Source organism: Nocardiopsis mangrovi, from assembly GCF_042653925.1.
Taxonomy (GTDB): domain Bacteria; phylum Actinomycetota; class Actinomycetes; order Streptosporangiales; family Streptosporangiaceae; genus Nocardiopsis_B; species Nocardiopsis_B mangrovi.
Genome location: NZ_JBHSFQ010000002.1, coordinates 211,011 through 237,054 on the forward strand (window position 1 = coordinate 211,011; position 26,044 = coordinate 237,054).

The window sequence follows — 26,044 nt, forward strand, 5'->3', positions numbered from 1 at the left end:
GGGCCGGGGGCGACCGCAGGCGGGGAATGGGAGGAGCCTGCGGCCGCCGGCCATCCGTCTCTTCCGAGGTGGGGGAGGGGCCGCGACCGGGGCGGCGCCGGCCGCCGGGCCGCGCCGGACGGCCCGGAGGCGGCCCCCCGCCCTACTCGACCGGCTCGTTGAGGATGTCGGTCAGTTCCTCGTTGGCCTGCGCCAGGACCTCGTCGGGATCGCCGCCGCGGACGATCTCCAGGACCGCGCCGGGCAGGATCTTTCCGTCCTGGTCGGCGGCGTTCCACTTCGGCGTCGGCGGGAAGAACTTGGTCTCGGTCATCTGCTCGGCGGCGGCCGCGGTGGCCGGGTCGCTCTGGTAGGCCTCGTCGTCGAGCATCTCCGGGTAGGCCGGGAAGAAGCCCGCGGCGTCCGCGTAGCCGCGGCCGCCCTCCTTGTCGCCCATGACCTTGAGGAGTTCGAAGGCGAAGTCGGGGTGCTCGGTGGTGGTGAACACGGTCAGCGCCGACCCGCCGGCGAAGGCCGGTGCCATCCCGTCGGCGCCGGGCATCGGCGCGGCGGCGATCTCCTCCAGGACCGCGGGGTCCTCGGCCTGCTCCTCCATGGAGGTCAGCGCCCAGCCGCCGTCGATGTACATGCCGACCTTGCCGTTGGCCATGTCGGCGAGCGGGACGAGCTCGTTCTCGCCGACGTAGGTCTGCGGCGAGATCTGCTCCTCGGTGGTCAGGCCCGCGTAGAACTCGATGGCCTCCTGGGTCGCGGGGTCGGTCAGCCGCCCCTCCCACTGGCCGCCCTCCTGCACGGCGATCTCGCCGCCGTTGCTCCACACGAAGCTGGCGATCCCGTTGGTGAAGTCGGTCGGCGCGGCGAAGCCGGGGACGTCCTTCTCCTCCTCGATCGCCTTGGCGACGTCGACCAGCTCCTCCCAGGTGGTCGGCGGCTCCGCACCGACGTCGCGGAGCCAGTCGGCGCGGTAGTAGAGCGTGCGCACGCCGGCGAACCAGGGCACGCCGTACTGGGCGCCGTCATAGGTGCCGTACTCCAGGGCGGCCTGGTCCATGTCGGCGGCGTCCGGCCAGGATTCGACCTGCGTGCCGATGTCGAGGAGGGCGCCCTGGGCCGCCCAGTTGGCCACCTGGTCGTTGCCGACTTCGAGGATGTCGGGGGCGTCGCCGCCGGCCATCGCGTTGTTGATCGACTCCTGGGCGTCGGGCCACGGAATGAACTCGACATCGACCGTGGTTTCGGGGTAGGTCTCCTGGTACCGCTGTTCGACGTCGTCCATGTACTCGACCAGGGGTTCCTGGGAGGTGCCCATGATCCAGACGGTCAGGGTGGAAGGGGCGTCCGAGGGGTCGGCGGTGCCGTCGTCGCCGGTGCCGCCGCCTCCGCACGCGGTCGCGGTGAGCAGCAGGGCCGAGGCGGCTGCGATTCTCGGGAATCTCACGTGTTCTCTCCCTTCGCGCGGGGCCGCGCGCGCCGAGCCGCGCCGTGGAGGGCGCCCGGCGGGGAGGGCCGAGAGTGGCCGTCAACGCGGTACGGGCGTCGTCGTCGGTGCGGGTATGTGCTGGGATATCACTTACGGGGTTCGGTTCGTCCCGTCCGTTGTGCCGGCCGCCGGCCGAGTGCGCGGACGCGGGGTTCACGCTGGGGGCGCACGCGATCGTGCGTCTTCTCGGGGGTCTCTAGTGGGTCGGCCGATAAACTAACAACAAACTTTCCTAATAAATAGAGAGTGGGGTGTCACGGTTATGTCTCGACGTCCGGGGACTCCGCGGCTGCTGCGGCAACTCAACGATCGAGCGGCCCTGGAGCTCCTCTTGTCGTCGGGGCCCCTGACGCGAACCCAGCTCGGGAAGGAGACGGGACTGTCCAAGGTGACGGCCTCCCAGCTCCTCTCGCGCCTGGAGGAGCGCAGCCTCGTCGAGGTCGTGGGCAGCCAGGCCGGCGGGCGGGGGCCCAACGCCGCTCTGTACGCCGTGGTGCCGTCCAGCGCCTACGTGGCCGCGCTGGACGTCAGTGCAACGGGGGTCACCGCGGCCATCGCCGACATCACCGGGCGCACGGTCGGAGAGGTCACCGTCGACCCCGCCGCCTCGCCGGACCCGGTCGACGTGGTGCACACGACGGTGCGCAAGCTGCTGGAGCAGGCGCAGGTCCCGGCGGAGCGGCTGACGGCCTGCGTCATCGGTACCCCCGGGGTCGTCGACCCCCGCACGGGGGACGTGCGCTTCTCCTTCGACCTGCACTCCTGGCACGAGGGGGTGCTCGACGCGCTGCGCTCCGACCTGCGCCGCTCGGTGGTGATCGAGAACGACGTCAACCTGGCGGCGCTCGCCGAACACGCCGAAGGCGTCGCGGCGGACATCCCCGACTTCGTCCTCATCTGGCTCAGCAGCGGCGGGGGAGTGGGCATGGCGATCATGCTCCACGGCCGCATCCACAGCGGCCGCTCGGGCGGGGCGGGGGAGATCGGCTACCTGCCGGTGCCAGGGGCGCCACTGCCCGACGACGTCGGGCTGCCCGGCGGCTACCAGTCGCTGCGCACGGCCTACGGCAAGCCCTCCTTGGCGCACGGCTTCCAGGCGCTGGTGGGCGCGCAGGAGATCGCGGCCCTCGGCGCCGCCCACGGCATCCCCGGCGGGACGGTCACCGACATGCTCGCCGCCGCCGGCGACGGGAGACCCGAAGGGGCGGCGTTCCTCGACGAGTTCGCCGAGCGCATCGCCCGCGGTGTCGCCTCCGTCTGCGTGGTGCTCGACCCCGGCCTCGTGGTCCTCGGCGGCGACGTCGCCCAGGTCGGCGGCGCCGGCCTGGCCGACCGCGTCGCCCGCCACGCCGCCCGCATAGGCCCCAACGCACCCGAAGTCGCCATCGGCGGCGTCGCCGGCAGCCCCGTCCTGCGCGGAGCCCTCCTCTCCGCCCTCCGCCACGCGAGGGAGGAGATCTTCGCGTCCACCGTGGAGTGATGGGCGGGTCCGGGCGCCGGGCGAGCGGGGACGGTCCGAGCGTTCCCCGCTCCGCCTGGGGCGGTGAGGATCAAGGGAAGGCTCCTCGCCGGTCCGGGAGGGGGGCGGGCGCGCTCAGGCGGAGGACAGTTCGCGGCGCATGGCGATGCGCGGGGCGACGAGGATCCCGGCCCGTTCCTCCGCGCGCCACTGGGCGCGCAGTCCGGGGCCCCATTCCGACTCCGGCAGCGGGCTGAACCCGCGAGCCGCGTACCAGGGACCGTTCCACGCGAGGTCGCGGAAGGTCGTCAGGGTCATGGCCGCACTCCCCTGGGAACGCGCCAGGCCGCACGCCGCCTCCAGCAGGGCCGCCCCGATCCCCCGACGCCCGTGGGCGGGGTGCACCGCGAGCTGTTCCAGGTGCGCCACCCCGTCCAGTTGGACCAGTGCGGCCAGCCCCACCACGGGACGCCCCGCGACCAGCACCGCCGCCGCGTGCGCCAGCATCTCCGCGGGGTCGTCCGGCGGCAGCACCACCCCGGCGTCGGCGAACACCGTGTCGGCGGCCAGGCTCGTCGCCACGGCCGCGGGGAGGTCGTCCTGTTCCAAGGGCCGGACCTCAACGGGCTCGGTCGGGTCGCTCATCGATCGCCTTCCACGAATCGGGGCCGTGCACGGTCCAATGATCGCCCACTCCGGGGCCGCGAGGGCGGGTTCCAGCAGGGAGCCGAAGTGCGGAAAGGCGCGTTCGACGCTCAGGCGCGTGTGCCGGCCGCCCGGACCGGATCCCCGAAGCCCCGCCCGGCCGAGTCGACCCCGCCGGCCTCCACACCCAGCAGCTCCCGAAACGCCCGGCTCCCCTCCGGGGTCACCGCCACCGCGCGCCCGGAGCCGATGCGCCGTACCCACTGCCGCTCCAGCGCGGTGGCGCACAGGGCCGCTCCCAAGCCCCCGGCCAGATGACGGCGGCGCTCCGTCCAATCCAGGCAGCCGCGGACCAGGGGTCGCCGGGATCCAGTGGGATGCCGGTAGTCCAGGGCGTCGGCCAGCCACGCCCGGCCCGCCGGGGTGACAGCGAGCCCGGAGTCCTCCGCGACGAGGTCCCGGGCGATCATCGCGTCGGCCAGGGCCACGCCCAGATGCCCCGCCAGATGGTCGTAGCAGGTGCGGGCCCTGGCCTCGGCGCTGTGCCGCACCGACTGGCGCAGGTTCCGCGGACGGCGGCCGTTCGGGGCGTATGCGGCGAGGGCCTCGATCAGGGCGGCCGCCTCCGGGCCCGCCAGCCGGACATAGCGGTGCCGCCCCTGGCGTTCCTCGGCCAGCAGTCCGCCCTCGATGAGGCGCGAGAGGTGCTCGCTGGCGGTGGACGGCCGGACCCCGGCGTGCCGGGCGAGCTCGCCGGCGGTCCAGGCGCGGCCGTCGAGTAGCGCCTCGCAGAACGCGGCCCGGGTGCGGTCGGCGAGCAGTCCGGCGGTCTCGGCGAGCGGGGACATGCATCCATGGTGCCGCACGGATGGTTCGGGCGGCGCCGAACCGTCCCGGCCCTAACGTCAGGTCGATGACGCACACGACGCATAAGTTCGACCGCGCCGCGGACGTGCGCGCGGCGCTCGCCGACCCCGCACTCGTCCCGGAACCGGCTGCCACTGCCGAAGGACCGGCCGGGGCGAGTGTCGCCTGGTTGCGTGCCGCCGTGGCCAGGTTCGCCTCCGGGGAGCCGCACCGGCGGCGGCGGTCCCTGGTGGAAGCCGAACTCGCGCGGCTGGACCCCGACTCGCTGCGGCGGGCGGCGGCCGCGGAGCCGGAGGGGGACGTCCGGGCGCGGGTGGTACGGACCCTGGCCCACGCTCTGGGGATGCCCGAGCCCGAAGCGGTTGCGGAGGCGGTGACCGTGGTGGCCGGAGCCTACTTCGGGGGCGCCGATACGGCCGCGGACGAGGCGGTCGCGCGGCTGGTCGCGCACCTGGCGCCGGACACGGCGGATGAAGCCGGCCTGGAGGCCGTCGCCAACCGCATCGGGCTCCTGGTCCAAGCATGCGAGGCTACGGCCGCGCTGGTCGACGCCGCGGCCGCCGCCGGCGGTGACGTACCGCTGGCCCGGGTGCTCCGGGAGTTCCCCCCAGTGCGGACGATGCGCCGCGTCGCCACCAGGGGCACCACGGTCGCAGGCCGGGAGATCGCCGAGGGCGACCCGGTGCTCCTCGACCTGACCGCCGCCGGCCGCGCGCACCCGGTGCCGCTCACCTTCGGCGCCCCACCCCGCGTCTGCCCCGGCCGTTCCCACGCCCTTGCGCTGGCCGACGGCGTGCTCCAACGCCCGTTGACACCCTTCGCCCGCCTGCACCACCAGGCCGCACCGCTGCTGATACCCAACGCCTGGGACTACGCCTCCGCCGCCGCCCTCGCGGCGCAGGGCTTCCCTGTCATCGGCACCACCAGCCTGGGCGTGGCGGCCGGCGCGGGCCTGCCGGACGGCGCGGCCGCCGCGGGAGAGGCGACCCTGGCGCTGGCCCGCCGGCTCAGAGAGGGCTCCTTCCTGTTCTCGGTCGACGTCGAAGGAGGCTTCAGCGACGACCTGGGGGAGGTCGCCGAACTGGCCCGCCGGCTGGCCGACGCGGGCGCGGCGGGGATCAACCTCGAAGACGGCCGCCCCGGCGGCACGCTGGCTCCCGCGGAGTTCCACGCCGCGAAGATCGCCGCGGTCAAGGCCGCAGCGCCGGCGCTGTTCGTGAACGCGCGCACCGACACCCACTGGCTGGGCCGCCGCGAGGAGGAGACCGCGACGCGTCTCGCGGTCTACGAACAGGCCGGTGCGGACGGGGTGTTCGTGCCGGGACTGGCGGACCCGGCCGGGATCGCCGAGCTGACGGCATCCCTCGTTGTACCGCTGAACATCCTGTACACGCCGGCCGGTCCCGCCCTCTCCGAGCTCGCCGCGTTGGGCGTACGCAGGGTCAGCCTCGGCTCGCTGCTCTACCGCAGGGCACTGTCGGCGGCCGTAGCCACCGCGACCGCCATCCGAGACGGGGACCCGACGGACCTGAACGCCCTGTCCTACGCCGAGGTGCAAGACCTGGCGACGACCGGCCGAGGACACCGTCGCCCCGTGTGACGCCGGGCCGATGGCCCCGCGACTTCCCGGCATGCCGCCGCTGTCCTTTCCGGCGGCCACGACTTCGAGGTGTACGAGTCACTGCTCGATCTACGTTTCTGCGCGGTGGCATCGGAGAGGACACGCCCTCTTACACTGACCGTTACGTACTGTGGCCGCCCCCACTCCGGGCGGTGGTTGATCGCCCAGTAGACCGGCGTGGAGGAGCGGATGGCAGGCCGCGATGAGGACCACAACCAAGGACTCCACGCCGAGATGTCGGGTACATCCCGCGACGTGGTTCAGGCGGGCATCATCAGTGGTGGCGTCCACTTCCACGACCAGCCTGAAGATCGACTCAAGAGCCCGCGTCCGCGGCAGCTTCCTCGGGGGAGTGGCGGTTTCGTCAATCGCACGGAGGAACTGAGCAACCTCAACGCGATCCTGACCAGCGCCGATGGCGACGACCGCCTTATCGAAGTCTGCGTCATCGCCGGCACGGCCGGAGCCGGTAAGACATCGCTGGCCCTGCGCTGGACGCACCAGATCCAGGAGCGCTTCCCCGATGGCCAGCTCTACATCAACCTCCGGGGCTACGACCCCGGCGAACCGGTCGGCGCCCACGATGCCCTACGCCGGTTTCTCATCGCGCTCGGCACCCCCGCCGACGCGGTGCCGACCGATACCGACGACGCGGCGGCCCTGTACCGGTCCATGCTCGCCGACCGGCGCATGCTCATCCTGCTGGACAACGCCAATTCCGTAGCGCAAGTACGGCCGCTCCTGCCCGGCCACACTCGCTGCCTTGTGGTCGTCACCAGCCGAGGACGCCTTTCCGGCCTCGCCGTCCACGACGGCGCGCATCGCATCACTCTCGGCACCCTGGCGGAACCGGAGGCGGTGGCCCTTCTGAGGGCGGTCACAGCAGGTTTCCGGCCTGTCGACGACGACGCCAAGCTCGCCGAACTCTCCCGGTTGTGTGCCCGCCTGCCGCTGGCACTGCGCGTCGCTGCTGAACGGGCCATCGCCCGCCCACACATGGGGCTGGACGATCTGATCGCCGACCTGCGCGACGAATCCGCCCTCTGGGACGCCCTCGACACCGGCGACGAAGAAGAGGCCGGGGCGGTGCGTTCCGTCTTCTCCTGGTCCTATCGGGCGCTCCCTGATGATGCGGCGCGGATGTTCCGGCTCTTGGGCCTGCACCCCGGAGCGGACTTCGGCATCGCAGCCGCAGCCGCCCTGGCCGGAACCAGCGTCCGGCGGGCCCGGCTCCTGCTGGACGTCCTGGTCGGCGCGCATGTGCTGGAGCAGACGGCGCCCGACCGGTTCGAATTCCACGACTTACTTCGCGCCTTTGCGTCCGACCTCGCCCAGCGTGAGGCGCCGACCGTTGAACGAACGGAAGCGTTAAGGCGGCTGCTCGACTGGTACCTGCACAGCGCCGATGCTGCGCAAAGGTCGATCAACCCCACTGAGGCGCGCGTTCCGCTCGATCCCCTCTGCGATGGGGTCACGCCATTGACGTTCCCGGAATTCGACCAGGCGGTGGACTGGGTCGAGCGCGAGGACGCCAATTATCTTCCAGTGGTCCGGGCCGCTGCGCATGGCGGGTTCGATCGTCATGCCTGGCAACTGCCTGCTGTTCTATGGAACGCTCAGGCGTCCTTCGGTACCACTACGGGCTGGCCTGGAATTGCGGAGATCGGGCTCGCGGCGGCACGACGGCTTGGAGACCGCCCCGCTGAGGCGCGGCTCCTAGAAAGCCAGGGGTACGGCCACGTTATGCTTCACCGACTTGGGCAGGGTGCGGAGTCCCATCGGATGGCTCTGGAGATCTACCGTGAACTCGGGGATCGGTTCGGTGAGGCGACGGCATTCAACTCGTTGGGCCTCATCTATCTGCGGCAGCGCCGCCTTGCCGAAGCGGCGGCCCGATTCTCTGAGGCGATCGTAGTTTACGGTGACCTTGGCCAGACCTTTATGCGGGCCGTTTGCCAGTCCAACCTCGCCGGGGCCCACCATGAAGCGGGACGACTTCCTGAAGCGAAACGCGTCATCGACCAGTCACTGGCTGACCTTCGCGAGCAGGGGGACGAGCGCACGGTCGCCAATGCCCTGAGCGTACTCAGCCGTGTGTTGCTCGATCTCGGGTCGACCCAGGAGGCGTTGAATGCGGCGGCTGAGGCGGTCGAGATCGCGGTGGGAATCCGCGACCGTCAGGGGGAGGGCGCGTACCTGATGAGGCTCGGGAATGCCCAGCAGTCGCTTGGATTGTTCGGTGACGCGCTGACGTCCTACCGGCATGCCGCCTCGCTGCAGCATCGACTGGGGGAGCGCAGTCGTGAAGCCCTTACATGGCATGGGGCGGGGGAGACCTACCGGCGGATGGGCCGCCATGGCGACGCCGCGGACTTTCACCGCCGGGCCGCCGTGGCCCACCGTGAGCTCGGCGACCCCTGGAATGAGGCCATCGCCCTCGATGGTCTTGCGGAGGCTCTGGTGCCCGACCGGCCGGATGAGGCCCATGGCCACTGGACGGAAGCCTTCCGGATCCTGGCCGAGTATGACAGCCCTCGAGCGGAGTGCATCCGCCAAAGGATCGAGGGGCGGATCGCTGGGATCGCCTGATACCGATCCCAGCCGGAGTCGACTCCGAAGGGCACCGCACCCCTCGACCTCGCCCCGACCATGAGCGCATGCGAGACGGGTTAAGGATGCAGCGCCACCTCTCTGTTTTCAAAGCGGGATCACCCTCCTGACCTCCGGACCGTAGCGGCAGGAAATCAGGAGGGCGAGGCCGGTCAGGTAAGGGCTGTTCCGCGGTAGAGCCATCTGCCCGTGGTGTCGGGTGCGTAGGTGGCGGTCCCCCGGATGTGGGGGCCGAGGAAGTCGGACAGGCAGAGGTCGATACCGCCGAGGTCGAAGCACTCCACCAGCCGGGCCAGGTCGGTGCCGATGCGTGCGCCGTCGAGGGGCCCGTTGCGCAGTTCGATCACGGCGCTTCCCCGCTCCAGTGCGCCCATACGGTGCTGGTGCCGTCGGCGTGGCGGCGGGTGCCCCAGTCGTCGGTGAAGGCGTCCACGAGGGCGAGGCCGCGCCCGTGCTCGCTGTCGGCATCGGGGCGGGCGATCCGGGGGCGGGTGCGGGCGCCGGGTAGGGGGCCGGCGTCGCCGACCTCGATGCGGGCGGTCTGCGCGGTGGCTTCGACGTAGAGGATCAGGAACCCGCCCGGGAGGCCGGAGCGGGTGTGCGTCACGGCGTTGGTCGCCAGCTCGGATACGACCAGCTGGGCGTTGTAGAGGTAGGGGTGCCGGGGCCCGAGGTCGAGGACCAGGATGTCGCGGGCGGTGGAGGCGGCTTCGGGCACGCCGTCGAGGCGGTGCAGCAGGCGCAGGCCGGGTGCCCGCGCGGCACGCGTGGGGGCGGTCGCGCTCACCGCACACCTCCCGCGACCACGAGCCCCCGCAGGAGGGGACTGAGTTCGGCCCGGAGGTCGTCCAGCCCGTCACCGAAGGCCAGAGCGACCGTGGCCGCATTGGCGGGCGCAGCTGGGGTGGCGGGCTTGGGCTCGCCCGGGCAGGCGTGGTCCGGGGTGGGCTTGGAGAACGTCCGCCCGCAGCGGGGGCAGTTCCACCACCGGGCGACGACGCAGCAGCGGCAGTGCCGCCCGTGCGTCGGCGGCACCCGCCACCGGGTGAGAAGGCTGAGCAGGAATCGCATGTGAACCCCTTGGGGTGAAGCCGGGAGGATCCCAGCGGTTGATGAACCCACCTCCATAGTGAACACTTCAAATTGAAGAATCAAGATGAGTACTTCAAGTTGAACGAAATGTCTGAAAGATTCGAGGCGGCATATGATCGGCTCGCCACCAGACCACGACCACGAGGCGAGAATGAAGCACAGTCCGACCGTGCGGAAGCGTCGGCTCGCTGCCGAGCTGAAGCGCATGCGCGAGGACGCCGGCTACACCGTCGACGCCGCCCGCCGGAAACTGCAGTGGTCCGCTGGGCGGCTCAACCACATGGAAGCCGGGAGATCCCGCCCCGACGCCAGCGCACTACGCGACCTGATGAACCTCTACGAAGTGACCAGTGAGGCCCGCCGCGAGGCGATCCTGACCCTGGGGCGTCAGTCCAAAGAACGTGGCTGGTGGGATACCTACGCGGACGTCCTGCCCGACACCTACATTGGGTTCGAGGCCGAAGCCTCTGCCATCTCGACTTTCCAGCCCATCGTCATCCCCGGGCTGCTCCAGATCGAGGACTACGCCGCCACGAGCGCGCGCATTGCACTGACCCGATCCGATAGCGACATCGACCGGATCGTAGCGGCGCGTATGGAACGGCAGGCCATCCTCAACCGTGACGACGGACCAGAATTGCACGCCGTCATCAGTGAAGACGTCCTCATCCGACTTCGCCACAGCGATCCTGTGCTCGCCGACCGGCAGATTCGCCATCTCATCGAAGCGGCCGAAGCGCTGAACAAGATCACGATCCAGGTGCACCCACAGAGCGCCGGTATGTACGCGGCTTCATTCGGGTCCATGGTCATCCTCGACTACGCCGACGAGCTCGACCCGTCGATTGTCTACGTCGAGACCCGGGCGGAGGGTCTGTACATGGAGGACCCTGCGCAAGTCGGCGGCTACCGGCGAGCATTCGATCATGTCGTCGTGGATGCCCTGTCCAAGGCGGGATCGATCGATTTGATGAAGAAGATCATCGACGAGTGAGGCACGCAACCATGCAACGATCGACTGCTCTAAGATTCCGCAAGTCCAGTTACAGCGCAGGCGCTTCTGAATGCGTTGAAGTCGCGGATGGTCCGGCGTTCTCCGCTGTGCGTGATACGCAAAACCGGCACCTCGGCCATCTTGAGTTCTCCGGGGTCGAGTGGGCCGCCTTCATCGATGGGGTGAAGGCCGGCGAGCTTTAGCACGCCTCCTGGATGGGCCGTGTTCTCGATCGTGGCTCATGTGCGCAGGCGGAGGCCCTTCGGGGTGGGGTGGAAGCCCGCCGCCGCGAGGGCGGTGTCGAGCGGGGTGCCGAAGACGGGCGCCCCGTCGGCGCGTTCGATGGTCAGGGAGTCCACCCGTCCTTCCCGCACGGCCGCCGCCAGTGCCCCGGCGGCGCGTTCCAGGGCGTCGGGAGGGGAGCCGAAGGTCAGTGCCGACCGGCCGCCGCGCTCCAGGTACAGCACCAGGGCGCCGTCGTCGAGCACCACCAGCGCGCCCGCCTTGCGCCCTGGTCGGCCGGTGCCGTCCGCTGAACCCGGCCAGGGCAGCGCCGCGCCGTAGACGTTGGCGGGGTCGGCGGCGGCCAGCACCAGCGGGGCCTCCGCCGCACCACCGCCTGGTCCCGCTCCTGAGCCCGGTCCCGCGTCCGTTCCCGCATTCGGTCCTGTGTCCGGCCGTGTGCCGAGTCGGGCCCCGTCGGCGTCGGCGGCGAAGGACCGCAGCCGGTCCACCGCGCCCGCCAGGGAGAACTGGGCGGCGCCCAGCCCCTCGACGAAGTAGCCGCGCCGGGCCTTGCCCGCCTCCTCGAACCCGCGGAGGACCCGGTACACCGCGCTGAAGCCGCCACCGGGACCACCCGAGCGGGCACGCCGGTCCTGCTCGGCGGTCACCGGGCCGCGGGTCACCACCCCGTAGCGGTCGAGCAGCGCCGAGGCGTCCGCGTGCCCGCGCCGGGTCGGGTCCGGTTCGCGCTCCGGCAGCGTCCACCACCGCCCCGCGACCGTGGGCGGGCCGGTGCGCGTCGGGAGCGACGGCCGCCTGGACCTGCTGCGGTGCGCCGTGCCCCCCGACGACAGCAGCGCGCGCAGCGGCCCCAACGTGTCGTTGCCGATCCACCCCGCCCACGCCAGTTCCCACACCGTCGACACCAGGCCCGCGTCGGAGAACGCCGCCGCCCCCTCCGCGCCCATGACCCGGTCGGCGATGTCGCGGAAGAACAGGGCACCGCCGCTCTCCAGCGCGGCGAGTACCGCCTCGTGGCGGGGCGAGAGGTCCAGCGCGCCCCGCTCCGGCAGCAGCACCTCGGCCATGTCGGCGGGGACCAGGCACACCCAGCCGTCGGCGGCCCCAAGCGGCCCGGCGCCCGCCCACAGCACCTCCCCGGACAGCGTCAGCTCGTCCAGCAGGGCCGGAGAGTAGCCCGCCACCCGCGCGGGCAGCACCAGCGACTCCAGCGCCGATGCCGGGACCGGGGCGCCGCGCAGGGATTCCACGACCCGGGCGACGGCATCGGGCCCGCTCAGCCGCCCCGGCCGACCGGCGCCCGGCGCGGGTGGCGCGACGTGCTGCCAGGCGGGCACGAACCGGGCCAGTGCCCGCTGCGGGACGGGCTCGACCTCGCGACGCAACCGCGCCACCGACCTGCGACGCAACCGGCGCAGCATGTCGGAGTCGCACCACTCCGTGCCCCGGCCGCCCGGCCGGAACCCGCCTTCGACGACCCGGCCGGCCTCCGCCAGGCTCCGCAGCGCGCCGAGCGCCACGGCCCGGCCCATCCCGAACCGGGCGGCGGCGTCCTCCGCGCGGAACGGCCCGTGCGTGCGGGCGTACCGCGACACCAGGTCACCGACGGGATCGGCCACCGGGGCGGTGAACGCCTCGGCGGCGCTCGCGAACGCGCCCCCGGATGGGGTGGTGCTCGCGAAGGCGTCCTCCGGTCCGTTGGTGTCGGCCGTGTCGCCGACTCCAGCAGTGTCCGCGGGCGTGTCCTCCGGTTCCGCGGCGTCGCTGAGTGCGCCCTCCGGTCCGGTGACGTTCGCGAACGCGCCCTCCGGCCCCGAACCGGTCGCGAACGCGTCCCCGGTAGGTGCGCCCTCAGGAGCCGGGCCGGCACCGGACAGCCAACCGGGCGGCTCCGTGCCCAGGGCATCGCGCAGCCGCGCGGCGTCCTCGACCGCCGCCCACCGCCGGTCCCCGGCGATCACCACCGGGATCGCCCGGCGCGCCGATTCGAGCGTGCGCAGCCACGCCGGGTGGACCCCGCGCTCACGCGCCTCGCCGGTGCTCAGCGGCCCCAGTTCCCGCAGCAGGTCGGCGGTCCCTTCGACCGCACGCAGCACGGCGTTCGCGTCGCCGGCCGGGCCGGGGTCCGCCTCGCCGGCGTCCGGCGGGGGCGGCGGCAGGCCCGCCCGGGTGGACACCCAGCGCTCCGGCGCCAGGCGTTGCGCCCAGGACTCGGCCTCGGCCACCACGTCGGGGTCCAGCAGCTCGCGCAGGTCGGCCTGGCCCAGCAGGTCGGCGAGAAGGGCGGAGTCCAGGGTCAGCGCCTGGGCCTTCAGCTCGGCCAGTGGGGCGTCGCCCTCATAGAGGAACGCCGCCGTGTAGCCGATCAGCAGTGACTGCGCGAAGGGCGAGGCCCGCTGCGTCTCGACCTCCACCACCCGGACCCGCCGGGCGGCGATATCGGACATCAGCGCGGTCAGCCCGGGGACGTCGAAGACGTCCCGCAGGCACTCGCGCACCGCCTCCAAGACGATCGGGAACGACCCGAACCGGCCCGCCACCGACAGCAGCTGCGCGGAGCGCTGGCGCTGCTGCCACAACGGCATGCGCCGCCCCGGGGTGCGGCGCGGCAGCAGCAGAGCGCGCGCCGCGCACTCCCGGAACCGCGCCGCGAACAGGGCCGACCCGCCGACCTGGGCGGTGACCGCGGACTCGACGTCCTCCGGATCCAGGACCAGCGACTCCGCGAGCGCGCCCGACCGCGGCGCGTGCTCCATCTCCTGCACGTCCGGCAGCCGTACCACGATCCCGTCGTCGCCGTGCACCACCTGCGCGTCCAGCCCGTAGCGCTCGCGCAGCCGCGCGCCCAGGACCAGCGCCCAGGGTGCCAGCACGCGGGCGCCCAGCGGGGAGTGCACGACCGCCCGCCAGTCGCCCAGCTCGTCGCGGAACCGCTCCACCACGATCGTCCGGTCATCGGGGACGTACCCGGTGGCCTCCCGCTGTTCGGCGACGTAGCCCACGAGGTTGGCCGCCGCCCAGGGGTCGAGGCCGGCGCCTTCGGCGCGGGCGAGCGCGGCGGGCTCGTCCAGCCCGGTGAGCTCGCGGGACAGCGCGCCGATGGCGCGGCCCAGCTCCAACGGGCGGCCCACCGTATCGGCCTTCCAGAACGGGAGCCGGCCGGGCCGGCCGGGAGCGGGGGACACCAACACCCGGTCGGCGGTGATGTTCTCGATCCGCCAGGCGCTCGCCCCGAGCACGAACACGTCCCCGACGCGGGACTCGTAGACCATCTCCTCGTCCAGCTCGCCCACGCGGGTGGGCGCCGACCGCCCCGCCCCCTCGGGCCCCGCGCCGGCGCCCGCCAGATGCACGGCGTAGGTCCCCCGGTCGGGGATGGTGCCCCCGCTGATGACCGCCAGGCGCTGCGCCCCCGGCCGGCCCCGCAGGGTCCCCCCGCCCGCGTCGTCGCGGTCCCACACCACACGGGGCCGGAGCTCGGCGAACTCGTCGGAGGGGTAGCGCCCCGACAGCATGTCCAGCACGCCGGCGAGCGCCGAGTCGGGCAGGGTCGCGAACGGGGCGGCCCGCCGCACCAGGGCGGCCGCATCGGCCACCCCCCAATCGTCCATCGCCGCCATGGCCACGACCTGCTGGGCCAGCACGTCCAGCGGATTGCGCGGCATCCGCAGCTCCTCGATCGCCCCGGCGCGCATGCGCTCGGCGACGACGGTGGCGGCCAGCAGGTCGCCGCGGAACTTGGGGAAGAACACGCCGCGCGAGACCTCGCCCACGTGGTGCCCGGCCCGGCCCACCCGCTGGAGGCCGCTCGCCACCGAGGGCGGCGATTCCACCTGCACCACGAGGTCCACCGCGCCCATGTCGATCCCCAGCTCCAGGCTGGAGGTCGCCACCACGCACGGCAGCCGCCCCTCCTTCAGGTCCGCCTCGATCAGCGCGCGCTCCTCCTTGGACACCGAGCCGTGGTGCGCCCGCGCGACCGGCGCGGCGCCGTCGCCGGTCCACGCCTGCCCGGCCTGCCCCATGACCTCCGCCGCGACCGCATCGGGCCGCGCGGCGGACGCGCGCTCGGCCGCGAGTTCGTTCAGCCGGGCGCACAGCCGCTCGGCGACCCGCCGCGAATTGGTGAACACGATGCTCGACCGGTGCCGCTCCACCAGGTCGAGGACCTTCTCCTCGACGTGCGGCCAGATGGACGTGCGCGCCTTGGACGCGCGGTCGTCGGCGCGCCCGGGGGCGACCGCCGCCTCCAGCTCCGTCATGTCCTCGACCGGAACGGAGATGCGCACCTCCAGGTGCGGCCGGCCGGGCGGCGCGACCACCGTGGCCGGGCGCGGCCCGCCGAGGAACGACGCCACCTCCTCGGGCGGCCGCACCGTCGCCGACAGGCCGATGCGCTGGGCCGGCCGGTCCAGCAGCGCGTCCAGCCGCTCCAGGGTCAGCGCCAGGTGCGCGCCGCGCTTGGTCCCGGCCAGCGCGTGCACCTCGTCGACGATGACCGTCTCGACGCCGGCCAGGCCGTTGCGCGCCCGCGAGGTCAGCACCAGGAACAGCGATTCGGGGGTGGTGATGAGGATGTCGGGCGGCCGGGTGGCCAGCGCGCGGCGCTCATCGGAGGGGGTGTCGCCGGTGCGCACCCCCACCGATACCCGCGGCGCCTCCAGCCCGCTGTCCTCGGCGGCCCGGCGGATGCCCGACAGGGGTGCCCGGAGGTTGCGCTCGATGTCCGTGGCCAGCGCCTTCAGCGGAGAGACGTAGAGCACGCGGCAGCGCCGCGCGCGCTCCGGCGGAACGGGCGCCGATGACATCCGGTCCAGTGCCCAGAGGAAGGCCGAGAGCGTCTTGCCCGATCCCGTGGGCGCCACGACCAGGGTGTTTCCCCCCTCGGCGATGGCCGACCAGGCCGCGGCCTGCGCCGGGGTGGCGCCGCCGGGGAACGCGCCGCCGAACCATGCCCGGGTGGCGGCGGAGAAGCGGGCCGTCGCGTCCGCGGCGGGATCGTCGGTGGTCATACCCCCAGTCTGCAACGCCGGGCCGACGGTTTCCGGGCGGGCGGGCCGCACCGCGCCGCCGGGCGGCACGGAGGAGGGAGGGGACGGTGCGCCCTGAGGTGACACCGCGGCCCGGGGCGCCGATACTGGAGGCGATGAGACTCTCCCAGATGTGGAATCGCATGTACGACCAGTTCGGCGAGGCCTACGCCGAGAGCCTGGCGCGCGATTACGTGATCGACGCCCTGGGGTCGCGGACCGTGGAACAGGCCCTCGCCGACGGTGTCGGCGCGAAAGAGGTGTGGCGGGCGGTCTGCGACACCTTCGACATCCCCGCTTCCTCGCGCTGATCCCCGGCCCGCATGCGATCCGCAGACGGCCCCCGCCCGGTTCGCCCCGGTCGGACCCGCCGCCCCGCGGTCTTGGGGGCGCCCCGCCGGCTGCGGGGAATCCCGATCGATCGTGCCCGTGGGAGGCCGCCGCCTTGAAGACGCCTCGCAGGCCGGGCGGGGAAAAACGAACGGGGCTTCGAACGATCGAACAGAAGTTCGGGTAGGGTGTCGCTGTACCGGGGCCGCGTACGCGGCCCGGGGCACCGGCGGAGAACGCGTCCATGGGCGCGGCGGCCGTGCCCCGTCGCCGCCCGCAGGCCCGGCGCCGTCCACAGGCCGGGTGGTGCCGTCGCCGAATGTCCCTGCGACCGCGTAGCGTCACTCCCGAGATGAAGAAGAAGACACCGACCCAACAGGGGTTCCCCGTGGCAGCTGCTGACCGAGACAAGGCTCTCGAAACCGCGCTCGCGCAGATCGAGCGCCAGTTCGGCAAGGGCTCCGTCATGCGCCTCGGCGATGACGACCGCCCGCCGATCGAGTCCATCCCCACCGGCGCGATCTCCCTGGACGTCGCGCTCGGCATCGGCGGGATCCCCCGCGGCCGGATCGTGGAGATCTACGGCCCCGAATCCTCGGGTAAGACCACCGTCGCCCTGCACGCGGTGGCCAGCGCCCAGCGCCTGGGCGGCATCGCCGCGTTCATCGACGCCGAGCACGCGCTCGACCCCGAATACGCCAAGAAGATCGGTGTCAACACCGACGACCTCCTGCTCTCCCAGCCCGACACCGGCGAACAGGCGCTGGAGATCGCCGACATGCTGATCCGCTCCGGCGCGGTCTCCATCCTGGTGATCGACTCCGTGGCAGCCCTGGTCCCGCGCGCCGAGATCGAGGGCGAGATGGGCGACAGCCACGTCGGCCTCCAGGCCCGCCTGATGTCCCAGGCCCTGCGCAAGATCGCCGGCGCACTGCACCAAACCGGAACAACCGCGATCTTCATCAACCAACTTCGCGAAAAGGTCGGGGTGATGTTCGGCAGTCCCGAGACCACCACCGGTGGTAAGGCGCTGAAGTTCTACGCCTCGGTGCGGCTGGACGTCCGGCGGATCGAGACCCTGAAGGACGGCACCGACGCCGTCGGCAACCGGACCCGGGTCAAGGTCGTCAAGAACAAGGTCGCGCCGCCGTTCAAGCAGGCGGAGTTCGACATCCTCTACGGTGTCGGCGTCTCGCGCGAGGGCGGGCTGATCGACCTCGGGGTCGAGCACGGCACCGTGCGCAAGTCGGGTGCCTGGTACACCTACGAGGGCACCCAGCTGGGCCAGGGCAAGGAGAACGCGCGCAACTTCCTGCGCGAGAACGCCGACATGGCCAACGAGATCGAGAAGAAGATCAAGGAGAAGCTCGGCATCCCCATGCAGGGCGACGACAGCGCGGGTTCCGGCCCGGCCGCCGGTGCCAAGGACACGGCCAAGGACGCCCCCGCCAAGGCGCCCGCCGCGGCCACGGCCGCCAAGCGCACGGCCAAGGCCAAGACGCCGGCCGCGGCCCCGGCCGCTGCGGCGGCAGCCCCGACCGCCACGGCTCCGGCCCCGGCGACGGATGCCTGAGCCGCTGGACCGCCACCGCCCGCCCGCCTCACCCTTCCCTCCTCCGGTCGGCCCATCCCGCCCGGAGGAGGCCCCGGCCCGCTCGGTCCGATCGACGGAGGACCCGGCCGGTTCGTTCCGACCGGAGGAGACTCCGGCCCGCCCGTCGCGGCGCGACCGGGCCGCGGCCGCGGAGGAGGACCCCGAGGCCAAGGCCCGCGCCATCTGCCTGAACCTGCTCACGGGCGCGCCGCGCACCCGCGCTCAGCTCGCCCGCGCCCTGGAGCGGCGCGGGATCGACCACGACACCGCCGACTCCGTCCTGGGTCGCTTCAGCGAGGCCGGGCTGATCGACGACGCCGCCTTCGCGGGTGCCTGGGTCGACTCCCGGCACGCCGGCCGGGGGCTGGGCCGCCGCGCTCTGGCCGCCGAGCTGCGCAGCCGGGGCGTCGACGACGACATCGTGCGCGACGCCGTCGACGACATCAGCCCCGACCAGGAGGAGGACACCGCGCGCCGCCTCGCCCGGCGCAAGCTCGACTCCACCCGCGGCCACGCCCCCGAGGTCCGCGTCCGCCGGGCACTGGGCATGCTCGCCCGCAAGGGCTACGCCCCCGGCCTGGCCTACCGCGTGGTCCGCGAGGAGCTTGAGGCCGAGGGCACCGACCTCGACCTCCCCGACCCCGGCCCCGACTGACCGCCGACCTCTGTACAGCGCCGCTGAGCCGGAGATGCGGTGCCGGTGCGGGATCGGCGCGAAGGAACCGGGCCGCGGCGGTCTTCCCGTCAAGGCACGCTGTTCGCCGAGCAGTGCCCCGCTGCCTCGCACCTCCCGTAGGTCCGACGGCGCTCTTCTCGAACGGTCGGCAGGGGGCGTCTCCGTCAGTGGCGGTCCGTTTCCGATGCCGGGTGTGCCGGGTCGTCGATCCACACCGTTTGGTCGCCGCCGGTGGTCGCCGTCAGCCCGAACCGGTCGCGCCGGGGGCGGCCGAGGCGCTGCCACCACTGGTAGGCGGCGCACAGCTCGTCGAACAGCCGACGCGGTCCGTGCTGGCGCACCCGGTAGGCCCCGGCGCTGTCCGGTGTGATCCGCCACTCGGCCCATGATCCCGTCTCCGGCGCCATCAGGTACACCGTGAAGTTCGGGTCGCCCGGCCGGTCGCCGTCGAAGACCACCACCTCGCCGGCCCCCGTGGGCATGCGCAGCCCGATGGCGAAGCGTGCGTCGAAGTCGCCGATCGGTTCGTAGGGGTGCAGGTCGGTGCGGTGCTCCGTGTAGTCGTGCTCGGGCAGGACCTGCTCCTCGACGACCGCGTGTGGGCGGCGCTGGCCCCGGATCCACATGAACGCCGCGTTGCCGGTGAAACGGCCGGAGGCGGTGCCGTCGCCGTGCACGGCGAGGCGCGCGAGGACACCGTTGTGGAAGGTGGTTCCCCACGGGGTGAGGATCTGCCCGCCCGCGGCGGTCTGCTCCACCCACGCCGACGGCACCCTCTGGACGGCCGCGGTGGACAGTACCCGGTCGAAGGGCGCACCGGGCGCGTGTCCCCGGGTTCCGTCGCCGGTGACGACGGCGACCCTCCACCCGGCCGCGCCGAGCGATCTCCGGGCGTGGTCGGCCAGGGAGGGATCGACCTCGATCGTGGTGACACGGTCCGGTCCGGTGCGGGCGGCCAGGAGCGCGGCGTTCCATCCGGTGCCGCTTCCGATCTCCAGGACCCGCATCCCCGGCCGCACTTCGGCCGCCTGGAGCATGTCGGCGACGATCGACGGCTTGGAGGCCGACGACGTGATGTAGCCGCGTCCGGAGTCATCGCCGTCGTCGAGCTGGGTGATCAGCGGCCGGTCCGCGTAGCAGGCGTCCAGCCAGCGCTCCGGGTCGTCGCCGCGCCGGATGGGGACCGGCCCGTCGCCGTCCTCGATCCAGACCGTGTCGGGGATGAACGCGTGGCGGGGGACCCGCGCGGCGATGGCCCGCCAGGCCGACGGGAAGGAGTCGGCCAAGCGGGTGCGGAGGCGCTCAGCGGCCAGGGCCACTACTCGTCGTCCTCATCGCGTTCGTGGCTGCCGCCACTGCTGCCCCCGCCGTCGTGTGACGGCGGGGGGATGGGGCGGTCGGGGTCGTGCCCGTCCTGGTCGGCATTGGCGTGCTTCCCCAACGGAAACCTCCTGCTGGTCTCGGTACCGATCTCACGGTAACTCGGCGATCGCCGACCGTGACGACGGTGGCCGGACCAGGTCATCCGCGCGGGGCGCCCTCCTGGCCGATCAGGGGCGGCGGCGCCGGTGCCTCGGTGGGGGTGCCGTCCAGAGGGGGGAGGGGTTCGGCGATGAGGTCGGGTTCCGGGTCGGGGGCGTGGAATTCGGTGACGAGGTCGATCCCTGGCGTGCCCGGGGCGGTGAAGCCGAACACCTCGCCGTAGAACGCCAGCTCGGCCTCCAGTGCGCGCTCGCGTGACTCCGCGGCCCGTAACCCGTGTCCCTCGCCCGCGAACTCCAGGTAGGCGTGGCGGACACCGCGTTCGCCCAGGGCCCGGGCGAAGGCGTGGGCCTGGGCGGGCGGGACCACCGTGTCCAGCGCCCCCTGGATCAGCAGCACCGGAACCCCCACTTCGTCGGCGCGGTCGACCGGTGACCGCTCGCGGTAGGCGGCGGCGTAGCCGGGCAGCGGGCCGACCAGGGAGTCCAGGAACCGCGACTCGAAGTCGTGGGTCTCCTTGGCGAGCCGAAGCAGGTCGGTGACGCCGAACAGCGAGGTGCCGCACGCGAAGGTGTCGCCGGTGAGCGACAGCAGCGTGGTCAGCCCGCCCGCGCTGCCGCCCCGGATCGCGAGCCGGGCGGGGTCGGCCAGGCCGTCGTCGACCAGGGACCGGGCCGCCGCCGTGGCGTCCTCGACGTCGACGACTCCCCACTGCTGGTGCAGCCGCTCCCGGTAGGTGCGGCCGAACCCGATCGACCCGCCGTGGTTGACGTCGATGATCCCGATGCCGCGGCTGGTGAAGTACGCCTTGGCGAGGTCGGCCTCCGTCGTGGCGCGGGCGATGGGCCCGCCGTGCACCCACACCACGAAGGGGGCGGGCCCCTCGCCGGCGGCCCGGGGGCTGGACGGCGGGTAGACCGTGGCGTGGATCTCGGCGCCGTAGCGCCCGCTCAGCGTGACCGCCCGGGGCTCCGGCAGGTAGGCGGGGTCGGGCAGGTCGTCGCGCGAGCGCCGCAGCGTCTCGGTGGCGCCGGTGGCCGGGTCGAGGCGGACGAGGCTCTGGGGGGTCGTGGGGCCCGCCGCCAGGCCGACCACCGTGCCGCCGTCGGAGGCGAGGGTCTCCCACGTGGTCAGCGGGGTGTCGAACGCCGTCAGCTCCGCGGTCTCCGGGTCGTAGAGGCCGGGGCGCAGGTCGGCGCCGCCGTGAAGGGCCACGACCCGGCCGTCGGCCAGCCGCCGGTAGGGCTCCCAGCCCAGCAGGAAGCCCCCGGCGAACTCCTCCTCGGCCGGGTAGAGCGCGATCGCCTGCCCGGTGAGGCCGATCTCGTAGAGGTTCCACCATCCGGGCCAGTCGGAGACGAAGTACAGGTGGGTGGCGTCGCGCCAGGAGGGGTAGAGCACGGATTCCGCGACCCCGCCCTTGAGGGTGTACACGCCGCTGAGCGCTCCGCCGTCGAGGGCGCCCACGCGCAGCTCGGTGCCGTCCCAGGGCATGCGCGGGTGGTTCCAGGAGACCCAGGCGAGGTGCGCGCCGTCGGGGGAGACCACGGGGGAGGCGTAGAAGTCGGCGCCGGTCATGAGTTCGGCCACGGCGCCGGGGTCGTCGGCGGCGCGGCCGGAGAGCGGCACGGACACGATGGCGCGGGTGGGGCGCGCGTCGTCGCCGTGGGCCTCGCGGACGCAGATGACGTGGTCGCCGCCGGGGCCGAGGACCATGTCGGCATAGCGCAGGCCGCCCCGTTGGCCGGGGACGGGGGTCAGCGGGACGGGCGCCTCGGCGTCCCGCTCCAGCAGGTAGAGGCGCTGGTCGGTCTGGTCGGCGAAGACGATGCCGTGGCCGGCGGGGGACGCGCCGCCGCGGCCCGGGACCGGCAGGTAGGAGCGCCCGCCGTACTCGTGCACCCGCGTGCGGGCGCTCCAGGGAGCGGCCAGCAGTTCGGCCGACGTGCCGTCGGCGCCGCGCCGCATGACGGTCGTGCGGCCGTCCTCCTCGGGGCGGGACTCCTCCCACCAGATCTCCTCGCCCACGACAGAGGGGAACCCCAGCCGTCGTTCACCTCGGGCGACGTCGCTTGCAGCGATCGGCGATGGCCAGGCGCCGTACGGGGCCGTCACACGGTCGGTCATATCGAAACTTTGCAGTTCGTGGGGCGAATGGACTGACATGTCGACTTTAGTAGGCGAAACGGGTGCGCGGCAGTGGAGTGACGCGATGCGCACGGCCGACTCCGGCCCGCTGGGGACGGCCCGGAGACGCCGACGTCCCCGGCGCACGCGGCGGCGGGGACGTCGGCGACCTTTCGGTCACGGCTTGGGCGGGTCCTCCGGGGTGGCGGAGGCGCCGTCCGCGGCGCCGGCGCCACCGGCCGCCGCGCCCGTGGGCGCGACATCGGGGACGCCCGGTGCCACCGTCGCCTTCGCGGTCGCCTTGCCGCGCCGGGCGTTGCGCCGTTCCAGCGCGATGGCCAGCCGGCTCAGCGCCACGTTGATGACGATGTAGATGACGGCGCAGACGATCGCCGCCGGGATGACGTTCTGGTACCGGGTGCCGACCAGCGAGAAGCTGCGCAGCAGCTCGGGGAACGCCACGATGTAGCCCAGCGCGGAGTCCTTGAGCAGCACCACGAGCTGGGCGACGATCGCCGGCATCATGCTGGAGACCGCCTGCGGGACCAGGATGAGGCCCATCACCTGGGTCTTGTTCATGCCCAGCGAGTAGGCGGCCTCGGACTGCCCCTTGGGCACCGAATTGATGCCGGCCCGGAACACCTCGGCCAGGACCGACCCGTTGTACAGGGTCAGGCCCACGATGACCGCGGTGAGCGGGTCGACCACGAAGGTGCCGAACGGCACCCCCAGCAGCTGGTTGGCCGCCAGCGGGGACGCCAGCGCGAAGAAGATCAGCATGAGCAGCGGGATGCCGCGGAAGAACTCCACGACCGCCCCGCAGACCCACCGGATCGCCGCATGCTCGGAGAGCCGGCCGATGCCGAACACCAGGCCGAACACCAAGGCGAGGACGATCGAGATGCCCGCCGCCTTCAGGGTCTCCAGCATGCCCGGGAGGACCATGCCGGTCCACAGGGCGGGGTCGAGGAACGGCTCCCACTTGGGCCCGGCCCACTGGCCGGTCTCGCTGACCCGCCACACGTCGGGCGTGAGCAGCGCGCCGGGGTCGGCGCTCACGGTCTCCCAGGTCTGGTTGAACCCGAGGTAGACCCACGCCGCGAGGACGGCCCCGATGAGGACCGCGACCACGCTGTAGAGGCGCTGGCGCACCACCGCCTTGGGGCCGGGGGTGTCGAAGAGGCGGCTGGGTTCCTTTGCTCGCAGGATGCTCACCGTGCCACCGCCAGTCGCTTGCTCAGCCGGCCGAAGATCCAGCCCATGGGCAGGCACAGGACGAGGAACCCGAGCGCGAAGCCGACGAACGTCGGCACGACCGGGACCACCCCTTGGTCGAACATGAGCTTCATCTGACGCGATGCCTCCTGGACCCCCAGGCCCGCCACCGATGCCACGGTGGTGTTCTTGGTCAGGGCGATCAGGACGCTGCCCAGCGGGCCGATCACCGCGCGCAGCGCCTGCGGCAGCACGATCAGCCGCATGTTCTGCATGAACGTCAGGCCGAGCGAGCGCGCCGCCTCGATCTGGCCGAACGGGATGGTGTTGATGCCCGCCCGCAGCGCCTCCGAGACGAAGCACGCGGTGTAGGCGGACAGCCCCAGGACGGCCAGCCAGTAGACGTTCCACTCCACGCTCTCGGCGAAGCTCAGCCCGAGGGCGCTGTTGAGGCCCAGCCCGCAGAAGAGCAGCACCAGCGTGAGAGGGGTGTTGCGGATGGCCTCGACGTAGACCGTGGCCATGAGCCGCAGCAGCGGCACGGGCGAGACCCGCATGGCCGTGAGGACGATGCCGAGGAGGAACGAGAATAATGCGCTGATCGCGGTCAGCCGCACCGTCCAGGAGAAACCCTCCAGGACGGCGTCTGAGTTGTCGAGAAAGGCTTCCATGTGTCCAAGCCGTTCAAGATGGCCGCCCGGGGACGCAGGTCACCGGGCGGCCACAGGCGGGCGGATGGTCAGGCGCAGGTGTCGAGTTCGGGCGCCTCGGTGCTGAACTCGAAGTTCGCCTCGCCGAAGGCCGTGGTCAGGAACTCCTCGGCGGAGCCGTCCTCGTACATCTGGGTGATCGCGGCGTTGACCTGCTCGCAGCGCTCGGTGCTGCCCTTGGGCAGGCCGACCCCGTAGCGCTCCTCCTGCAGCTCCTGGCCGAGCAGCTGGAAGGTGCCCGGCTGCTGGGCGGCGAAGCCGGCCAGGATGGTGTTGTCGGTGGTGACCGCGTCGACCTGGCCGTCGGTCAGCAGCTGGAGGCACTCGGAGTAGTTCTGCGCCTCGCGGGTCTCGGCGTCGATCTCCAGGGTGTCGGTGATCGTCTCCGCCGAGCGGGAGCCAGAGGCCGAGCACAGGACGTTGCCCGACAGGCTCTCGGCGTCGGTGATGTCCTCGTTGCCCTCCTGGACCAGGATGTCCTGCTGGGCGACGTAGTACGGCCCAGCGAAGTCCACGAGCTCCTTGCGCTCGTCGGTGATCGAGTACGTGGCCACGACCATGTCGACGGTCTGCTGCTGGAGGAAGGTCTCGCGGTTGGCCGAAGCGGCCTCGGTCCAGGTGATCTGTTCGGGCTCGTAACCGAGCTCTCCGGCGATATAGGTTGCGACATCAACGTCAAGGCCGACGGGTTGACCGGAGCCCTCTTCAAGGCCGAGGCCGGGCTGGTCGTACTTCACACCGATGGTGATGGTGCCGTCGTCCTCGCCGCCACCGCCGCCGCAGGCGGTCAGGGCGAGCGCAAGGGCCGCCGCCCCGGCCACGGCCGAACTGATCGATCGAACTCGCATGATTCCTCTTCACCTTGTGGGTTGCGGTCGTGCTGCGCGCTCTGCACGCGGCACTCGGGGGAGGGACCGGATGGAACCGGTCAGTGGCTGAGAATCTTCGACAGAAAGTCCTTGGCGCGTTCGGAGGTGGGCTGGGTGAAGAACTCGTCGGGGGTGTTCTCCTCGACGACCTCGCCGTCGGCCATGAAGATGACCCGGTCGGCGGCGCGGCGGGCGAACCCCATCTCGTGGGTGACGACGACCATGGTCATGCCCTCCTTGGCCAGCGAGGTCATGACGTCCAGCACCTCCTGGACCATTTCGGGGTCCAGTGCGGAGGTGGGCTCGTCGAACATCAGCACCTTGGGGTCCATCGCGAGCGCGCGGGCGATCGCGACCCGCTGCTGCTGGCCGCCGGAGAGCTGGGCCGGGTACTTGTCGGCCTGGGAGGCGATACCGACCCGGTCGAGCAGCTCCAGGGCCCTCTTCCGGGCCTCGTCCTTCTTCTTCCCCCGGACCTTGACGGGGCCGAGGGTGACGTTCTCGAGCACGGTCTTGTGCGCGAAGAGGTTGAAGGACTGGAAGACCATCCCGACGTCGCTGCGCAGGCGGGCCAGCCCGCGCCCTTCGGCGGGCAGGGGCTGGCCGTCGATGGAGATGACTCCGGAGTCGATGGTCTCCAGCCGGTTGATGGTCCGGCACAGGGTCGACTTGCCGGAACCGGACGGGCCGATCACCACGACCACCTCTCCGCGGTTGACGGAGACGTTGATATCGCGCAGTACATGGAGATCGCCGAAGTGTTTGTTGACGTTCTCCAACGCGACGAGAGCAGTAGCGGTCATGGGCGGAACCTAGCCCTAGCGGTGGCGGTTTGTCACCATCGCGCCGGTCGTCGGTCCTGGTAGTAGCGGATTTGTTATAGGCCGTTATGGCGTAAATTCCCGCTGGGGCAGCTCAATGCGGGAACGATGCCCGCGGCCGTAGCGTGATCTTCATACGGCTGAAATATGGCTCCCTGTCATGCCCCGGCGGCCCA

General features: G+C 72.4%; 22 protein-coding genes. 8 read left to right on the top strand and 14 right to left on the bottom strand.

The window, feature by feature from the left end:
* Positions 1-142: 142 nt before the first annotated feature.
* On the bottom strand, positions 143-1,438 hold the full coding sequence (locus tag ACFO4E_RS02925; RefSeq protein WP_378571277.1) for an extracellular solute-binding protein: 1,296 nt from the start codon (positions 1,436-1,438) through the stop codon (positions 143-145).
* A gap of 304 nt (positions 1,439-1,742) precedes the next feature.
* On the opposite strand from ACFO4E_RS02925, the gene ACFO4E_RS02930 reads away from it, so the two are divergent.
* On the top strand, positions 1,743-2,960 hold the full coding sequence (locus ACFO4E_RS02930; RefSeq protein ID WP_378571279.1) for an ROK family transcriptional regulator: 1,218 nt from the start codon (positions 1,743-1,745) through the stop codon (positions 2,958-2,960).
* Positions 2,961-3,074: 114 nt separating this feature from the next.
* On the opposite strand, the gene ACFO4E_RS02935 is transcribed toward ACFO4E_RS02930, so the two are convergent.
* Together ACFO4E_RS02935 and ACFO4E_RS02940 are read right to left on the bottom strand one after the other, a co-directional pair.
* On the bottom strand, positions 3,075-3,584 hold the full coding sequence (locus ACFO4E_RS02935; RefSeq protein ID WP_378571281.1) for a GNAT family N-acetyltransferase: 510 nt from the start codon (positions 3,582-3,584) through the stop codon (positions 3,075-3,077).
* 110 nt (positions 3,585-3,694) lie between these two features.
* Positions 3,695-4,432: an ArsR/SmtB family transcription factor gene (locus ACFO4E_RS02940; protein ID WP_378571283.1), complete on the bottom strand. Its 738-nt coding sequence runs from the start codon at positions 4,430-4,432 to the stop codon at positions 3,695-3,697.
* A 65-nt stretch (positions 4,433-4,497) separates the two neighbouring features.
* On the opposite strand from ACFO4E_RS02940, the gene ACFO4E_RS02945 reads away from it, so the two are divergent.
* Together ACFO4E_RS02945 and ACFO4E_RS02950 are read left to right on the top strand one after the other, a co-directional pair.
* A complete protein-coding gene (locus tag ACFO4E_RS02945; RefSeq protein ID WP_378571285.1) occupies positions 4,498-6,051 on the top strand; it encodes an isocitrate lyase/phosphoenolpyruvate mutase family protein in 1,554 nt (517 codons plus the stop codon).
* A 210-nt stretch (positions 6,052-6,261) separates the two neighbouring features.
* Positions 6,262-8,661: an ATP-binding protein gene (locus tag ACFO4E_RS02950; RefSeq protein WP_378571286.1), complete on the top strand. Its 2,400-nt coding sequence runs from the start codon at positions 6,262-6,264 to the stop codon at positions 8,659-8,661.
* A 173-nt stretch (positions 8,662-8,834) separates the two neighbouring features.
* Here ACFO4E_RS02950 and ACFO4E_RS02955 read toward each other — a convergent pair whose 3' ends face one another.
* From ACFO4E_RS02955 to ACFO4E_RS02965, 3 genes are read right to left on the bottom strand one after another with little or no spacing between them, the layout of a single operon-like run.
* The gene (locus ACFO4E_RS02955) at positions 8,835-9,029 is read right to left on the bottom strand and encodes a hypothetical protein (protein WP_378571288.1); all 195 of its coding nucleotides are present in this window, start codon (positions 9,027-9,029) and stop codon (positions 8,835-8,837) included.
* Positions 9,026-9,469: an ATP-binding protein gene (locus ACFO4E_RS02960; protein WP_378571289.1), complete on the bottom strand. Its 444-nt coding sequence runs from the start codon at positions 9,467-9,469 to the stop codon at positions 9,026-9,028. The genes ACFO4E_RS02955 and ACFO4E_RS02960 overlap by 4 nt, the downstream gene beginning before the upstream one ends.
* Entirely contained in the window at positions 9,466-9,753 is a 288-nt protein-coding gene (locus ACFO4E_RS02965; protein WP_378571290.1) for a hypothetical protein, read from the bottom strand. Before ACFO4E_RS02965 ends, ACFO4E_RS02960 begins: the two co-directional genes overlap by 4 nt.
* A 172-nt stretch (positions 9,754-9,925) precedes the next feature.
* Here ACFO4E_RS02965 and ACFO4E_RS02970 point away from each other — a divergent pair, with 172 nt between their 5' ends.
* Positions 9,926-10,768 carry a helix-turn-helix domain-containing protein gene (locus ACFO4E_RS02970; protein WP_378571292.1) on the top strand — a complete coding sequence of 281 codons (843 nt, stop codon included), beginning with the start codon at positions 9,926-9,928 and terminating at the stop codon, positions 10,766-10,768.
* An 11-nt stretch (positions 10,769-10,779) separates the two neighbouring features.
* Positions 10,780-10,971: a DUF397 domain-containing protein gene (locus tag ACFO4E_RS02975; RefSeq protein WP_378571610.1), complete on the top strand. Its 192-nt coding sequence runs from the start codon at positions 10,780-10,782 to the stop codon at positions 10,969-10,971.
* Between the two features lie 36 nt (positions 10,972-11,007).
* Here ACFO4E_RS02975 and ACFO4E_RS02980 read toward each other — a convergent pair whose 3' ends face one another.
* The gene (locus ACFO4E_RS02980) at positions 11,008-16,026 is read right to left on the bottom strand and encodes a DEAD/DEAH box helicase (protein ID WP_378571294.1); all 5,019 of its coding nucleotides are present in this window, start codon (positions 16,024-16,026) and stop codon (positions 11,008-11,010) included.
* A 134-nt stretch (positions 16,027-16,160) separates the two neighbouring features.
* Between ACFO4E_RS02980 and ACFO4E_RS02985 the strand changes: the two genes are divergently transcribed.
* From ACFO4E_RS02985 to ACFO4E_RS02995, 3 genes are all read left to right on the top strand, one after another.
* Positions 16,161-16,355 (top strand): DUF3046 domain-containing protein, encoded by a 195-nt coding sequence (locus tag ACFO4E_RS02985; protein WP_378571296.1) that lies wholly within the window; start codon positions 16,161-16,163, stop codon positions 16,353-16,355.
* Positions 16,356-16,726: 371 nt separating this feature from the next.
* Positions 16,727-17,947, top strand: a complete 1,221-nt coding sequence (gene recA / locus ACFO4E_RS02990) for a recombinase RecA (protein ID WP_417616779.1) — start codon at positions 16,727-16,729, stop codon at positions 17,945-17,947.
* The gene (locus tag ACFO4E_RS02995) at positions 17,940-18,623 is read left to right on the top strand and encodes a regulatory protein RecX (protein WP_378571299.1); all 684 of its coding nucleotides are present in this window, start codon (positions 17,940-17,942) and stop codon (positions 18,621-18,623) included. Before recA ends, ACFO4E_RS02995 begins: the two co-directional genes overlap by 8 nt.
* 185 nt (positions 18,624-18,808) lie before the next feature.
* On the opposite strand, the gene ACFO4E_RS03000 is transcribed toward ACFO4E_RS02995, so the two are convergent.
* The 7 genes from ACFO4E_RS03000 to ACFO4E_RS03030 form a co-directional block, all read right to left on the bottom strand.
* Positions 18,809-19,963: a methyltransferase domain-containing protein gene (locus ACFO4E_RS03000; protein ID WP_378571301.1), complete on the bottom strand. Its 1,155-nt coding sequence runs from the start codon at positions 19,961-19,963 to the stop codon at positions 18,809-18,811.
* Complete coding sequence (locus ACFO4E_RS03005; RefSeq protein WP_378571303.1) at positions 19,963-20,085, bottom strand: hypothetical protein; 123 nt, start codon at positions 20,083-20,085, stop codon at positions 19,963-19,965. Before ACFO4E_RS03005 ends, ACFO4E_RS03000 begins: the two co-directional genes overlap by 1 nt.
* Positions 20,086-20,165: 80 nt before the next feature.
* On the bottom strand, positions 20,166-22,253 hold the full coding sequence (locus tag ACFO4E_RS03010) for a S9 family peptidase (protein WP_378571305.1): 2,088 nt from the start codon (positions 22,251-22,253) through the stop codon (positions 20,166-20,168).
* Positions 22,254-22,430: 177 nt separating this feature from the next.
* A complete protein-coding gene (locus ACFO4E_RS03015) occupies positions 22,431-23,468 on the bottom strand; it encodes an amino acid ABC transporter permease (RefSeq protein ID WP_378571306.1) in 1,038 nt (345 codons plus the stop codon).
* Positions 23,465-24,139, bottom strand: a complete 675-nt coding sequence (locus ACFO4E_RS03020; RefSeq protein WP_378571308.1) for an amino acid ABC transporter permease — start codon at positions 24,137-24,139, stop codon at positions 23,465-23,467. Before ACFO4E_RS03020 ends, ACFO4E_RS03015 begins: the two co-directional genes overlap by 4 nt.
* Before the next feature lie 68 nt (positions 24,140-24,207).
* On the bottom strand, positions 24,208-25,026 hold the full coding sequence (locus ACFO4E_RS03025; RefSeq protein WP_378571310.1) for a glutamate ABC transporter substrate-binding protein: 819 nt from the start codon (positions 25,024-25,026) through the stop codon (positions 24,208-24,210).
* Between the two features lie 80 nt (positions 25,027-25,106).
* On the bottom strand, positions 25,107-25,850 hold the full coding sequence (locus ACFO4E_RS03030) for an amino acid ABC transporter ATP-binding protein (protein WP_378571312.1): 744 nt from the start codon (positions 25,848-25,850) through the stop codon (positions 25,107-25,109).
* Positions 25,851-26,044 lie beyond the last annotated feature (194 nt).